The organism is Allocatenococcus thiocycli (assembly GCF_921292965.1).
Taxonomy (GTDB): Bacteria; Pseudomonadota; Gammaproteobacteria; order Enterobacterales; family Vibrionaceae; genus Vibrio; species Vibrio natriegens.
The window spans coordinates 159,851-172,880 of record NZ_CAKLCK010000041.1 but is presented as its reverse complement, the minus strand read 5'-3'; the positions used below and the strand labels follow the sequence as shown (position 1 = coordinate 172,880).

The window sequence follows — 13,030 nt, the reverse complement described above, 5'->3', positions numbered from 1 at the left end:
TTATGACTCAAAAGAATAAGAAAACACGTGCGACATTACAGGATGTTGCTGACCAGGTTGGCGTAACAAAGATGACGGTTTCGCGTTACATGCGTAATCCGGAATCCGTTGCTGAAAAGACTCGGGTTAAAATCGCCGCTGCGATAGAAAAGCTGGGTTATATAGAAAACCGCGCTCCGGCGATGTTGTCCAAATCCTCCAGTAAAGCGATCGGTATTTTGCTTCCTTCGCTATCTAACCAAATTTTTGCTTCTTTTGTGCAGGGCATTGAGATGGTCACCAAAGCGAATGGCTATGAGACGCTTTTGGCCCACTTTAGCTATGACGTAGAAGAAGAAGAGCGCAAGATCGCCTCACTGCTCTCCTACCAAGTGGATGGGTTGATCTTAACGGAAAGCAACCATACTCCGCGTACATTACAGATGATCAAAAATGCCGGTGTACCGGTGGTAGAGACCATGGAATTGCCGGAACAACCCATTGATATGGCGGTTGGTTTGGACCACGAAGATGCATCGTATAGTGCAGTAAAACGTATGTTGGATTCTGGCAAGCGTACCATTGTCTACTTTGGTGCTCGTTTGGATACGCGAACTAAGCTACGTATGCAAGGCTATGGCCGTGCGATGTCGGAAGCAGGCTTAGAAGCGAAACACGTATTAACCGGCGAACACTCCAGCTTCTCTCTTGCGCATGAGTTACTTGAGCGTGCATTGGAGACTTACCCTGATCTGGACGGTGTGTTCTGTACCAACGATGATATCGCGATTGGTACGATACTCAGTGCCCAGCAGCGTGGGATTAACGTCCCTGAGCAACTGGCAGTGGTTGGCTATAACGCATTAGACATCGGTCAGACGATCAGTCCGAAGTTGACCAGTGTGGATACGCCACGTTTTGAGATTGGCAAGAAGAGTGCAGAACTGCTGATAGCGCGATTAAAAGGCGAAGAGCAGCCAGAGTTAGTGGTCGATATGGGCTATGACATTACTGCGGGTGAGAGTGTGTAATACTTTGTTGAATAATACAGACAAGCGGAGTGAACAGTACTCCGCTTGTCTATTTTTACGCCCTAAACAATAAAGCTCGCGCCCTGATCGGCACTGGAAACGTTGTGGCGGATCACTTCGAAAAATCCACGTCCCCATGTTTTCTGGGTTGACTCAGTATCAAGCTGAATGACTTCACGTCCACTGGTGTCGGTTAAGTTGTTCAGCTCACCCGTTTGGCAATCCACGCGAATAACATCACCATCACGGACTAAACCTATTGCACCACCGCGAATTGCCTCAGGAGACACATGGATAGCGGATGGAATTTTGCCGGATGCGCCAGATAAACGACCATCGGTTACCAGCGCCACTTTAAAGCCCATTTTTTGCACATTACCTAAAATTGGCATCAACTTATGCAGCTCTGGCATGCCGTTTGCAGCTGGACCGTTGTGCGTTACAACGACAATGCAGTCTTTGTTGAGCTCACCGCGTTTGTATGCCGCTTCCACTTCATGCTGGCACTGGAAAACGACCGCAGGTGCTTCGATAATGCGTTGTTCTTCTTTTACTGCCGAGACTTTCACGACCGCTTTACCTAAATTGCCATCTAAAACACGTGTACCACCAGTGTTTTGGAATACTGCTTCCGGGGCAGCGATGACATCGCCATCTAGGCTTCGCTGACAGGCTGTCCATACCAACTGGCCATTGTTCAAAGATGGAATCGTCATCTGATCAGAGAACTCTCCGAAAACCGGTTTTACATCGCGGTGCAGTAGCTCGGATTCATTCAGTCGATGCAACAAGGCTGGAACGCCGCCAGCGGCCTGAAATGCATTCATATCCGCCGGACCGTTTGGATAAACACGCGCAAGCAGAGGCACCACTTCAGACAAGTCACTGATGTCTTGCCAGGTAAGCAAGATGCCTGCTGCGCGAGCGACGGCGACCATATGAATGGTGTGGTTAGTACTGCCGCCAGATGCCAGCAGCGCAATGATACCGTTGATTAAACTCTTTTCCGTTACCACTTCAGCCAGAGGACGGAAATTGCTGGAGCCTGCAGTCATGGACGCTATCTTCAGTGCCGCGTGGTCTGTTAGCGCTTTACGCAGTTCACTATGCGGGTGGATAAACGCAGAGCCCGGTAGCATTAGACCCATGGCTTCAAAGACCAGTTGGTTGGTATTTGCGGTGCCGTAGAAAGTGCAGGTGCCAGGAGAGTGATAAGCACGGCACTCCATGTCCAATAGCGCTTCTTTGCCTACTTCGCCAGCCGCGTATTTTTGGCGTACATCGACTTTTTCTTCGTTGCTGATGCCGGTTGCCATTAAACCAGCAGGTACAAAGGCCGTTGGCAGGTGAGCGTAAGAGAGCGCGCCCATTAGTTGTCCTGGTGCGATTTTGTCGCAGATACCAAGCAGCAGGGTAGCGTCAAAAACATTATGACTCAGAGATAACGCCGTCGATTGAGCAATCAAGTCACGAGAAAATAGCGACATATCCATGCCAGGCTGACCTTGAGTCACGCCGTCGCACATGGCGGGTACGCAGCCTGCTACTTGAGCGGTGTGCCCATATTGCGCCAGTACTTGTTTAATTTGCGTCGGGTATTCTTGGTAAGGCTGGTGGGCACTCAACATGTCATTGTAGGCACTGATGAGCGCGATATTAGACTGTGTAAAGTTGAGAATATTTTCTTTCTCGGAAGAACATGACGCAGCCACCGCATGCGCTAGGTTTCCACAGGATAAACCGGTACGACCTTTACCCGCTTCCGACTGCATACGGGTATGTGCTAAAAATTCGGCGCGAGCTTCACGGCTTCGTTCGATAAGACGTTCGGTTACATTGAGAATAACGGAGTGGGTCATGATGCCTCCTCAACCGGTTGCTGTTTTAAGAGTTCTGCTGCAGAGCGCTCCACAACGCCACTGATGTCACCTTCAATGCTTACCACTAGGGTTTGCGGTTCATTATCTGGGCGCTCAAGGGTTTCAAACTGGCTTTTCACCATGTTTTCTTTCATGAAGTGGCCTTGACGAAGACGCATGCGGTTAAGGATCAATTCCATGTCGCCATCCAAAAACAGGAAAGTCACGTTGTTGTTGCCTTCTCGGATTTGATCGCGGTAGATCTTTTTCAGAGCCGAACAGACGATCACGCCGTGTTCGTTTTTACTTTCCAGGCTGTATGCGGCATCACGGATACGTTCTAGCCATGGCTTGCGATCGTCATCGTTCAGAGGTTGGCCTGATGCCATTTTCTGGATGTTCGCTCGTGGGTGAAGATCATCACCATCAATGAATTTTCGTCCTAGCTTTTTCGCTAGTTGCTCGCCGATTGTACTTTTTCCACTCGCACAAACGCCCATAACGATGACACTACTACCAGCCATAACTTATCCTCATAACTAAAGTTGCGCGTGATCTCAATTTTTGAATTCACTTTAAAATATGGGTTTATCTTATTCATGTTATCGGTAACATGTTACCGGTAACTTAAATAAATGTGAACCAAAACACAAACTATAATTCTTAAAGGTGAACCTATGGAGCAGCTAGCCCAAGCCCCAGATCCTACATACTTACTAACGATTGCAGGCCTTGCTATTGCAGCGTTACTCGTTCTAATCATTAAATTAAAAGTCCATGCTTTTGCATCCCTGACTATGGTGAGTTTGGGGACAGCAATCGCCACGGGCGTATCGACTGACAAAGTCGTACCCACCATGATGAGTGGCTTCGGAGGCACGTTAGCTTCGGTTGCTTTGCTGGTTGGTCTTGGTGCGATGATTGGTAAAATTTTAGAAGTGACTGGTGGTGCGAAAGTACTGGCAGACACTTTGATTGGCCGCTTTGGTGAAAAGCGTGCACCACTTGCACTCGGCGTGGCGTCGTTGATGTTTGGCTTCCCAATCTTTTTCGATGCGGGTTTAGTTGTGATGATGCCAATCATCCTGAGCGTCGCGGCTCGATTCGGTGGCTCACCACTTAAATACGCTTTACCGGCCGCAGGTGCGTTTGCCGTGATGCATGCGTTTGTTCCCCCGCACCCAGGTCCGGTTGCCGCAGCAGACTTTCTTGGTGCCAACATTGGCCTGCTGTTAGTGGTCGGTATTTTAGTCGCGATTCCGACTTGGTATCTTGGCGCTTACTTATTTGGCCTTTATGCTGGTAAGAAGTTTGAGATTCCACTTTCCACAGCATTCTTTGACCGTGATGCGTTCGCAGATGAAAGCAAAGCGCCAAAATTTGCGACGGTAATGACGCTGCTTATCCTGCCAGTTTTGCTCATCTGTTTAGACACGGTTCTTAACACGCTTGCGGTTGCTGGAGTTATTGATGGCGATTCATCACTGGTTTCGTTCCTGCGTATGCTGGGTAAAACCCCGGTAGCGCTACTGATCACGCTGACGGTTTGTCTTGTTGTATTTGCTAAAGACTACGGTATGGCGAAGCTAGAAAAACTGTGTGGTGAGTCACTGGCACCGATTTGTGGTGTTATTCTGGTGACAGGCGCAGGCGGCATGTTCGGCGGTGTATTGCGTTCAAGTGGGATTGGTGATGCACTTGCTGGTGTATTAACCAATACTGGTATGCCTGTTATTGTTGCGGCATTTGTTATCTCAACCTGTCTGCGCGTTGCCCAAGGCTCTGCAACCGTGGCACTGACGACAACTGCCGCTCTTATTTCGCCTGTTGTGGCTGCGTCCACGGGTTTGAGCGAGCTTGATCTATGCTTTATCGTGATTGCGATTGCTGGTGGTGCAACAGTGCTTTCACACTTCAACGACTCTGGTTTCTGGTTGGTTTCTCGCTTGCTGGAGATGGATGAAAAAACCACATTAAAAACTTGGACGGTAATGGAAACGTTACTTGGCGGTATCGCGTTTATTATCGTCGCAACATTAAGCTTTATTCTTTAGAGGTTACCCATGACAACTCTTGAACAACGATTAAAAGAAATCAAAATCGTCCCAGTTATCGCTATTAACGATGTCGCTCACGCACTGCCACTGGCGAAAGTGTTAGTAGAAAACGGCCTGCCATGTGCCGAAGTGACTTTCCGTACAGAAGCGGCGGCAGAATCAATTCGTATTATGCGCGAAGCGTATCCAGACCTGCTAATTGGTGCAGGCACAGTACTGACGACCGAGCAGGTTGATCTTGCTATTGATGCGGGTGCGGACTTTATCGTTAGCCCGGGCTTTAACCCAACGACAGTGAAATACTGTCAGCAGCGTAATATCGCGATTGTACCGGGTGTGAACAACCCAAGCTTGGTTGAGCAAGCGATGGAAATGGGCCTGCGTACTCTGAAGTTTTTCCCGGCAGAACCATCGGGTGGTGTGAACATGCTAAAAGCACTGACTGCGGTTTACCCAGTAAACTTTATGCCAACGGGTGGTGTTAGCCCTTCTAACGTAGAAGATTACCTTTCACTTAAGTCGGTGATCGCATGTGGCGGTACCTGGATGGTACCAACGAAACTGATGGATGATGGCGACTGGGAAGGCTTGGCTGAATTGGTTCGCGCGGTTAACTAATTCGCACTAACAAACTCAAACTGCTCCACAGCTCCCCCTAACGTTTTAATACGGGATATGAAAAAGGGTCATCAATATATTTGATGACCCTTTTGTTTTTCGGCGTTAAGACACGTTAGAAGTGATGCTTCATAAAGCTCTTAATGAAGTGGATGAAATCGGCTTCCGCCAACTTGGCACACTTCAGAGTTTGCTCGTGAGACAGTTCTACATCGCCTAAGCCTTCAGCCATATTGGTAATCGCGCACACCGCTAATACCGGTAAACCACAATGCGCCGCAGAAATCACTTCCGGCACAACGGACATGCCCACGACATCGCCGCCAATCACCTGCATCATGCGAATCTCTGCCGCCGTCTCAAAGTTTGGCCCGGTGTAAGAGACGAACACGCCTTCGTTAAGGTGAATATTGTTTGCTTTACCGACTTCAAACGCTTCGGCTCGCAGGTCTTTGTCGTACGCATTGGCTAAGCTGAAGAAACGCGGACCGTATTCATCGTCATTCGGCCCAACCATCGGTGATTCCGGCATGGTATTGATGTGATCGCTAAATACCACCAATGAGCCGACATCAATGCGCTCCGGGCGAAGTGAACCTGCGGCATTGGTTACCAACAAAAACTCACAACCCAGCTTCTTAAAAGTGCGAACCGGTGTGGTCATCACTTTCATTGAGCCGTGCTCATAGTAGTGCCCACGACCTTTCATACAAACCACGTCGACGCCATTCATTGTGCCGAGTACCAGTTCACCAGAATGCCCTTGCACAGTGCTGACCGGAAAGCCTTCTAGCTCTTGGTATGGAATGACTACTTTGTCTTGCAGTTCGTCTGCCAATACTCCCAAGCCGGAGCCAAGAATAAATGCCGCTTTCGGTTGAAAGTTTGGTTTGCGTTCGTGAATGGTTTTTAATGCACCGATTACGGGATCGTGATTCATGTTCGTCACCTTATGGTTATGTTTGCTTCATTGTGTGACTTTCTGTGCTGGTTATCTTTGTTTTATTCGCTACTATCATCCTCAAAAAGAGGATAAATAGATGCGCTAGGATTCTACCTATGAAGTATGACTCATTTGATCGGGTGACATTGAAGATGCTGCGTTATTTTTACGAAGTAGCCCAGACCAAACACTTTACTCAGGCTGCCGAGAATTTAAATATCACCAATTCGCCACTAAGCAATCGCATTAAGGAATTGGAAGAGGTTCTCAATGTAAAACTGTTCGAGCGTGACTCAAGAAATGTCACCCTGACAGAGGCCGGGCTGTTGCTGGAATCGAAATGCCGACTGATTTTTCAGACGCTGGATGTCTCCCTCAATCAGGTCCAGCAGGTTGGCTTGAATCAGAGAAACATATTGCGTGTCGGTGTGGTCAGCAGCGCATTCTGGGGTGGGTTTGATCATCATTTACAGTGCTTTCATGCTTTGCATGGTAGCTATCATGCGGACATCTTCGACCTGAATCCAGAGACGCAGAAAAAGCATTTAAGTGAGAAGAAAATTGATGTAGGCATAGTACGCTTTGCTGATGCGCTCAATATTTATCCGTATCAATCGGTATCATTGGGGAAAGATGTGTTTGTGGTTGCGGTGTCTGAGCAACATGAATTGGCGAATAAGGCTTTGCTGCGTCTGCAAGATTTGAAGGAATGCGAATTTGCTTTTATGAGTTTGGCTAATTCAGCATCGGCGAATTTTATTATCAATGCTTGTCAGCAATTGGGCTTTTCACCTAACGTCAGCAAGCAGGTGGTCGAGCCAAATACCTTGATGGCTTACGTAGCGAACAGCAATACGGTGACGCTGGTACCATCGACTTTCTCTCAACATCACTGGCGTGGGATTCGTTTTATTAAGCTCAAAGAATCACTGCGTGCGGATCTGTGTTTGATTCACGATAACAAGCAGGAGAGTGCCATTAAGGCAGAGTTTATCCGCTCTTTGTTGGAGAATACCAAGTAAATAATGAAAGCGAGCAAACAAAAAGGGCCATCCGAAGATGACCCTTTGTGATTGATTTGCTTGCGATTAACGCATGGTCACGAACTCTTCCGAGCCCGTTGGGTGGATTGCTACAACAGAGTCGAAGTCTGCTTTAGTTGCACCCATCTTCATTGCTACGCCAAAGCCCTGAATCATTTCGTCTACCGTGAAACCGATGCCGTGTAGACCAACAACCGTTTCTTCTTCACCAGCACATACCAGCTTCATTTTACATGGCTGACGGTGCTTAGTGACGGCGGTGTACATTGCTGTGAAGCCTGATGTGTACACTTTCACGTTGTCTTCGCCGTACTTCGCAATCGCTTCTGGTTCAGTCAGACCGATGGTGCCGATTGGTGGGTGGCTGAATACGACAGTCGGAACGAGGTCGTAATCCATTTTTGCGTTTGGCTTGTTGTTGAACAGGCGCTCAGAAAGCTGACGACCTGCTTTCACTGCTACTGGTGTTAGCTCGATACCACCTTCCATGATGTCACCTACACAGTAGATGCCTTTCACGTTAGTTTCTTGGTATTCGTCTACCTTGATGTAGCCTTTGTCGTTGGTCGCAACGCCAGTTGATGCCAGGTTGATAGCGTCTGTTGTTGGGTGACGGCCGATTGCCCAGATTAGCTGGTCAACGTTTTGGCTTTCACCATTTTCCAGGTGCAGAGTCAGAGTGCCATCTGCTTCTTTGATGATTTCTTTTGGTACAGAATGGGTGTGAAGTTTTGGACCTTCTGCGTCCATCACTTCAACCAACGTTTCGATGATCATTGGATCGAAGCTGCGCAGTGGCGATTCTTTACGTACGAACAGGTGCGTTTCGGTACCTAGTGCGTGTAGTACGCCCGCGATTTCAACCGCGATGTAGCCAGCGCCAACAACCGCAACACGTTTTGGTTGCTCAGCCAGGTCGAAGAAGCCGTTTGAATCGATGCCGTATTCTGCGCCCGGGATGTTTGGAATAGTTGGACGGCCACCAACAGCGATCAGGATATGATCGGCCGTGTAGTGTTCACCGTTTACTTCAACGGTTTTTTCGTCAACAAACTTAGCAAATCCTTTGATTACATTTACTTTGTTGTTGCCTAGAACACGGTCGTAAGATTGGTGAATACGACCAATGTACGCCTGACGACTCTCTACCAGCTTGCTCCAGTCGAAACCTTTCACGTCGACATCAAACCCGTAGTCTTCCGCGTACAGGTTCATTGCTTCTGCGATTTGCGCGCCATGCCACATCACTTTCTTTGGTACACAACCTACGTTTACACAGGTGCCACCAAGGTCTTGTGCTTCAATCAGCGCTACTTTCGCGCCGTACATGGCTGCACGGTTTGCAGATGCGATGCCGCCACTGCCGCCACCGATACAGATATAGTCAAAATGAGTCGCCATTACTTTCTCCAAGAGCGTATGAATTTCTGGTTAACAAATACATTGGGGTGATGAGATGTTAACTCAATATCGCCGCAACATTTTGTTAAGAAGTCTGCCTATGATAAATCGAATCTGACCAATACCTAAATGGGAAAAAGTGACAATGCTTATGACAAATAGCGATGAGAGGCACAAAAATGAGGATTTATGGATTGCGAGGAGCAAAAGAAAAGCGCAACGAGGTCGTCATTGCGCTTCGAGGTTTCTAAGCAGAACGTCTTATTCTGGTACGATCCAGTCGACTTTCCAGTGACCAGTCGCAGGTGCAATCGCCTCTTGCAGGAACGGCAGAATCTCTTTCATCTGGCTTTCCAGTTTCCATGGGGGGTTAATCACAATCATGCCTGATGCGGTCATGCCGCGCTCGTTGGTGTCAGGAGAGACGCCAAGTTCAATTTGCAGAATCTTACGAATCCCTAGCGCTTCCAATCCTTCGATCATGTCATCAATGTCGATGCGGTTAACCACCGGATACCAGATAGCGTAGATGCCTGTTGCCCAACGCTTGTGACTCTGGTGAATAGCGCGTACTACATCACGATACTCTTTTGCTAGCTCGTATGGTGGGTCAATCAGCACCAAGCCACGACGTTCTTGCGGCGGTAGGCTCGCTTTTAGGCGCTGAAAGCCATCCTCTTTGTAGATGCTCACCTGACGATCGCGATGGAACTCTTGCTCCAATAGCGGATGGTCGGCAGGGTGAAGTTCCGTCAGTACCATGCGGTCTTGTGGGCGGATTTGGGCACGAGCTACTCGAGGTGAACCTGGGTAGTAACGCAGGTTCTCACCATTGTTCAGTGCTTTGATAGAGTCGATGTAGCTTTTGATGTCTTCAGGAATGTTCGGGTTATCCCAAATGCGAGCGATGCCTTGTTTGTATTCACCCGTTTTTTCAGACCACTCGTGAGTCAGATCGTAACGGCCCACACCCGAGTGGGTATCGTGATAAACGAATGGCTTATCTTTTTGTTTCAGCGCATCAAGAATGAGGCTTTGAACGATGTGTTTGACCACGTCAGCATGGTTGCCTGCGTGGAAGCTGTGGCGGTAACTTAACAAATTAAACTCTCGAAACACTCTGTAACTGAGTGTGGTCTGTGATGTCAGATAAAATAATTAAGCGCATTATATACCCAACTAAAGCCAATATGCAGACTATGCTTTCGGCTTTGCATAACTAATGAACTCATCACTATTGAAATATCTTTAAGTCACCCATACTTAGTAAACATATTGAACCTAAGTGAATGCCAGTACTCCAATAGAGTTAGCCTCATTTAGGCATAACGAAACTCAAGGACAGAGTTGCTCTCGCTGATCACAGTGGTCATCGCTGCATAGAGAAAGGGAACGGATATCTCTCCATCCATGTTGTTGGCATTCCTGTACCTTGAGTGAACCTATTTTATAGGTAGTCACACAGCCAAAACACAAAAGGAATTATTCATGTCTAATCCACTTCTGACGTTTACGGACCTGCCTCCGTTTTCGCAAATTAAACCAGAACACATTAAACCTGCGGTGGAGCAGGCGATAGCGGATTGCCGCGCCAAAGTTGAAGCGGTGTTAAAAGAAAGCACGCATCCAACTTGGGAAAGCATCATTGCACCGATGGAAGAAACGGATGACCGCTTAAGCCGTATCTGGTCACCTGTCGGCCACATGAATTCAGTGGTAAACAGCGAAGCACTGCGTGAAGCGTACGAAAGTTGTCTGCCAATCTTATCGGAATACGGTACGTGGGTGGGTCAACACAAAGGTCTGTACGAAGCGTACAAATCGATCAAAGCCAGCGACGAATTTGCAACGCTGACTCGTGCCCAGCAAAAAACCATTACTGATGCACTGCGTGATTTTGAGTTGTCAGGTATCGGCCTGCCATCTGACGAACAGCACCGCTACGGTGAAATCAGCAAGCGTATGTCCGAGTTGAGCTCAAAATTCTCTAACAACGTGTTAGATGCGACAATGGGCTGGACCAAACATATTACTGATGAAAAAGAATTAGCAGGTATGCCGGAGTCTGCTTTGGCTGCAGCCAAAGCAGCGGCAGAAGCGAAAGAGCTGGAAGGCTACCTGATCACACTGGATATTCCATCTTACCTTCCAGTGATGACGTACTGTGACAATCAGGAACTGCGCAGAGAAGTGTACGAAGCGTACGTGACTCGTGCGTCAGATCGTGGTCCAAATGCAGGCCAGTGGGATAACACTGAAATCATTATCGAACAGCTGAAGCTGCGCCATGAAATTGCGCGTATGTTGGGCTTCAACACCTTTAGTGAGAAGTCGCTGGCAACCAAAATGGCAGAAACGCCAGAGCAGGTGTTAGGCTTCCTGAACGATTTGGCCACTCGTGCTAAACCTCAAGGTGAGCGTGAGGTGGAAGAGCTACGTCAATTCACGAAGAGTGAGTTTGGCGTTGAAGAACTAAACGTGTGGGATATCGCATACTACAGCGAGAAGCAAAAACAGCACCTGTTCCAAATCTCAGATGAAGAGCTGCGTCCTTACTTCCCAGAATCTAAGGTCGTAAGTGGTCTGTTTGAAGTCCTAAACCGTGTGTTTGGCATGAAAGTCGAAGAGCGCGAAGGTGTGGATACCTGGCACGAATCGGTTCGATTCTTCGATATCTTTGATGCACAAGGCACACTGCGCGGCAGCTTCTACCTGGACCTGTACGCGCGTGAACACAAACGTGGTGGCGCTTGGATGGATGATTGCCGTGGTCGTCGCATTACGCTGTCTGGCGAACTGCAAACGCCGGTCGCTTACCTGACTTGTAACTTCAACCGTCCAGTTGGCGATAAGCCTGCACTGTTTACTCACAATGAAGTGGTGACGTTATTCCACGAGTTCGGCCATGGTATTCACCACATGCTGACGCAAGTGGACACTGGTGCGGTATCGGGCATCAACGGTGTGCCTTGGGATGCGGTTGAGTTGCCTAGCCAGTTCCTGGAAAACTGGTGTTGGGAAGAAGAAGCGCTGGCGTTTATTTCTGGTCATTACGAAACGGGTGAGCCTTTACCAAAAGCAATGCTGGACAAGATGCTGGCGGCGAAGAACTTCCAGTCGGCGATGGGCATTCTTCGTCAGCTTGAGTTCGGCTTGTTCGACTTCACTCTTCACACGGAATACGACCCAGAAGTGGGCGCGCGTGTGCTGGAAACCCTAGCGGAAGTGAAGCAGAAAGTGGCGGTTGTTCCTGCGGTAGAGTGGGCGCGTTTCTCGCACAGTTTCGCGCATATTTTTGCTGGTGGTTACAGCGCAGGCTACTACAGCTACTTGTGGGCAGAAGTGTTGTCTTCAGATGCTTTCTCACGCTTTGAAGAAGAAGGCATCTTTAACAAAGACACAGGCCAAAGCTTCCTGAATAACATCCTTGAGATGGGCGGCAGTGAAGAGCCGATGGAGCTGTTTAAACGCTTCCGTGGTCGTGAACCACAAATTGATGCGCTTCTGCGCCATTCAGGCATTGCTGCATAAACGTAAAAACTAACAAAAAGGCCAACCATCCGGTTGGCCTTTTTTGTGCGAAATACTTTTTGGATATTAAAGTTAATTAAGGGTTTACGTTGCGGTTGATAGGGTTTTGCAACGAGATTAACGTCTCGGTGGACTGAACTTCATCAATCGCCTGCAACTTATCGATCAGGACAAATTGCAGCTCTTCAATCGACTTACACATCAGCTTAACGAAAATATTGTACGCACCAGTGGTGTAGTAAGCTTCAACCACCTCATCGAGTGCGTTGAGCTTCTCTAGTGCAGAGTGATAGTCACGAGCCGCATTAAGGTTGATACCGATAAAACAACACACATCGTAGCCAAGCTTCTTAGTATTAACGATGACCTCGGTTCCCTCGATGATCTCCGCCGACTTCATTTTCTCAATCCGCACGTGAATCGTGGCTGGGCTGACATCGAACTGCTTGGCCATTTCCGCATAAGGCGTTCTGGCATCGGCCATCAGGGTTTTTAAAATTGCGCGATCGAGGTCATCGAGTTTCGGCATGCTCGTATTCATACGATTTGTTCCATGGTCTTTGTTATG

General features: G+C 48.2%; 11 protein-coding genes. 5 read left to right on the top strand and 6 right to left on the bottom strand.

Going from position 1 to position 13,030, the window contains the following annotated elements; all coding sequences use genetic code 11:
* The first annotated feature begins 2 nt into the window (after nucleotides 1–2).
* Nucleotides 3–1,010 carry a LacI family DNA-binding transcriptional regulator gene (locus L9Q40_RS17135; RefSeq protein WP_065297607.1) on the top strand — a complete coding sequence of 336 codons (1,008 nt, stop codon included), beginning with the start codon at nucleotides 3–5 and terminating at the stop codon, nucleotides 1,008–1,010.
* Nucleotides 1,011–1,072: 62 nt separating this feature from the next.
* Here the strand turns inward: L9Q40_RS17135 and edd are convergent, their stop codons facing one another.
* Together edd and L9Q40_RS17125 are read right to left on the bottom strand one after the other, a co-directional pair.
* Nucleotides 1,073–2,869 carry a phosphogluconate dehydratase gene (gene edd / locus L9Q40_RS17130; protein WP_498794048.1) on the bottom strand — a complete coding sequence of 599 codons (1,797 nt, stop codon included), beginning with the start codon at nucleotides 2,867–2,869 and terminating at the stop codon, nucleotides 1,073–1,075.
* A complete protein-coding gene (locus tag L9Q40_RS17125) occupies nucleotides 2,866–3,393 on the bottom strand; it encodes a gluconokinase (RefSeq protein WP_014230460.1) in 528 nt (175 codons plus the stop codon). Before L9Q40_RS17125 ends, edd begins: the two co-directional genes overlap by 4 nt.
* 153 nt (nucleotides 3,394–3,546) lie before the next feature.
* On the opposite strand from L9Q40_RS17125, the gene L9Q40_RS17120 reads away from it, so the two are divergent.
* Nucleotides 3,547–4,923 carry a GntP family permease gene (locus L9Q40_RS17120; protein WP_014230461.1) on the top strand — a complete coding sequence of 459 codons (1,377 nt, stop codon included), beginning with the start codon at nucleotides 3,547–3,549 and terminating at the stop codon, nucleotides 4,921–4,923.
* Nucleotides 4,924–4,932: 9 nt separating this feature from the next.
* Entirely contained in the window at nucleotides 4,933–5,544 is a 612-nt protein-coding gene (locus tag L9Q40_RS17115; RefSeq protein WP_498794047.1) for a bifunctional 4-hydroxy-2-oxoglutarate aldolase/2-dehydro-3-deoxy-phosphogluconate aldolase, read from the top strand.
* Between the two features lie 115 nt (nucleotides 5,545–5,659).
* On the opposite strand, the gene xapA is transcribed toward L9Q40_RS17115, so the two are convergent.
* Nucleotides 5,660–6,484: a xanthosine phosphorylase gene (gene xapA, locus L9Q40_RS17110; protein WP_498794046.1), complete on the bottom strand. Its 825-nt coding sequence runs from the start codon at nucleotides 6,482–6,484 to the stop codon at nucleotides 5,660–5,662.
* 119 nt (nucleotides 6,485–6,603) lie between these two features.
* Between xapA and L9Q40_RS17105 the strand changes: the two genes are divergently transcribed.
* A complete protein-coding gene (locus tag L9Q40_RS17105; protein ID WP_498794045.1) occupies nucleotides 6,604–7,509 on the top strand; it encodes a LysR family transcriptional regulator in 906 nt (301 codons plus the stop codon).
* Between the two features lie 66 nt (nucleotides 7,510–7,575).
* On the opposite strand, the gene gorA is transcribed toward L9Q40_RS17105, so the two are convergent.
* Together gorA and L9Q40_RS17095 are read right to left on the bottom strand one after the other, a co-directional pair.
* Nucleotides 7,576–8,931, bottom strand: coding sequence for a glutathione-disulfide reductase (gene gorA, locus L9Q40_RS17100; RefSeq protein ID WP_020336250.1), 1,356 nt, complete (start codon nucleotides 8,929–8,931; stop codon nucleotides 7,576–7,578).
* A 261-nt stretch (nucleotides 8,932–9,192) separates the two neighbouring features.
* Nucleotides 9,193–10,032: a 23S rRNA (adenine(2030)-N(6))-methyltransferase RlmJ gene (locus tag L9Q40_RS17095; protein ID WP_020336252.1), complete on the bottom strand. Its 840-nt coding sequence runs from the start codon at nucleotides 10,030–10,032 to the stop codon at nucleotides 9,193–9,195.
* Between the two features lie 387 nt (nucleotides 10,033–10,419).
* On the opposite strand from L9Q40_RS17095, the gene prlC reads away from it, so the two are divergent.
* Nucleotides 10,420–12,462, top strand: a complete 2,043-nt coding sequence (prlC, locus tag L9Q40_RS17090; protein WP_014230466.1) for an oligopeptidase A — start codon at nucleotides 10,420–10,422, stop codon at nucleotides 12,460–12,462.
* Between the two features lie 76 nt (nucleotides 12,463–12,538).
* Here prlC and asnC read toward each other — a convergent pair whose 3' ends face one another.
* Nucleotides 12,539–13,003 (bottom strand): transcriptional regulator AsnC, encoded by a 465-nt coding sequence (gene asnC, locus L9Q40_RS17085; protein WP_024372756.1) that lies wholly within the window; start codon nucleotides 13,001–13,003, stop codon nucleotides 12,539–12,541.
* Nucleotides 13,004–13,030 lie beyond the last annotated feature (27 nt).

Excerpts from the sequence above, each read along its gene's own strand:
- L9Q40_RS17135 (WP_065297607.1), top strand. The coding sequence starts at position 3 with ATGACTCAAAAGAATAAGAAAACACGTGCGACATTACAGGATGTTGCT.
- edd (WP_498794048.1), bottom strand. The coding sequence starts at position 2,869 with ATGACCCACTCCGTTATTCTCAATGTAACCGAACGTCTTATCGAACGA.
- L9Q40_RS17125 (WP_014230460.1), bottom strand. The coding sequence starts at position 3,393 with ATGGCTGGTAGTAGTGTCATCGTTATGGGCGTTTGTGCGAGTGGAAAA.
- L9Q40_RS17120 (WP_014230461.1), top strand. The coding sequence starts at position 3,547 with ATGGAGCAGCTAGCCCAAGCCCCAGATCCTACATACTTACTAACGATT.
- L9Q40_RS17115 (WP_498794047.1), top strand. The coding sequence starts at position 4,933 with ATGACAACTCTTGAACAACGATTAAAAGAAATCAAAATCGTCCCAGTT.
- xapA (WP_498794046.1), bottom strand. The coding sequence starts at position 6,484 with ATGAATCACGATCCCGTAATCGGTGCATTAAAAACCATTCACGAACGC.
- L9Q40_RS17105 (WP_498794045.1), top strand. The coding sequence starts at position 6,604 with ATGAAGTATGACTCATTTGATCGGGTGACATTGAAGATGCTGCGTTAT.
- gorA (WP_020336250.1), bottom strand. The coding sequence starts at position 8,931 with ATGGCGACTCATTTTGACTATATCTGTATCGGTGGCGGCAGTGGCGGC.
- prlC (WP_014230466.1), top strand. The coding sequence starts at position 10,420 with ATGTCTAATCCACTTCTGACGTTTACGGACCTGCCTCCGTTTTCGCAA.
- asnC (WP_024372756.1), bottom strand. The coding sequence starts at position 13,003 with ATGAATACGAGCATGCCGAAACTCGATGACCTCGATCGCGCAATTTTA.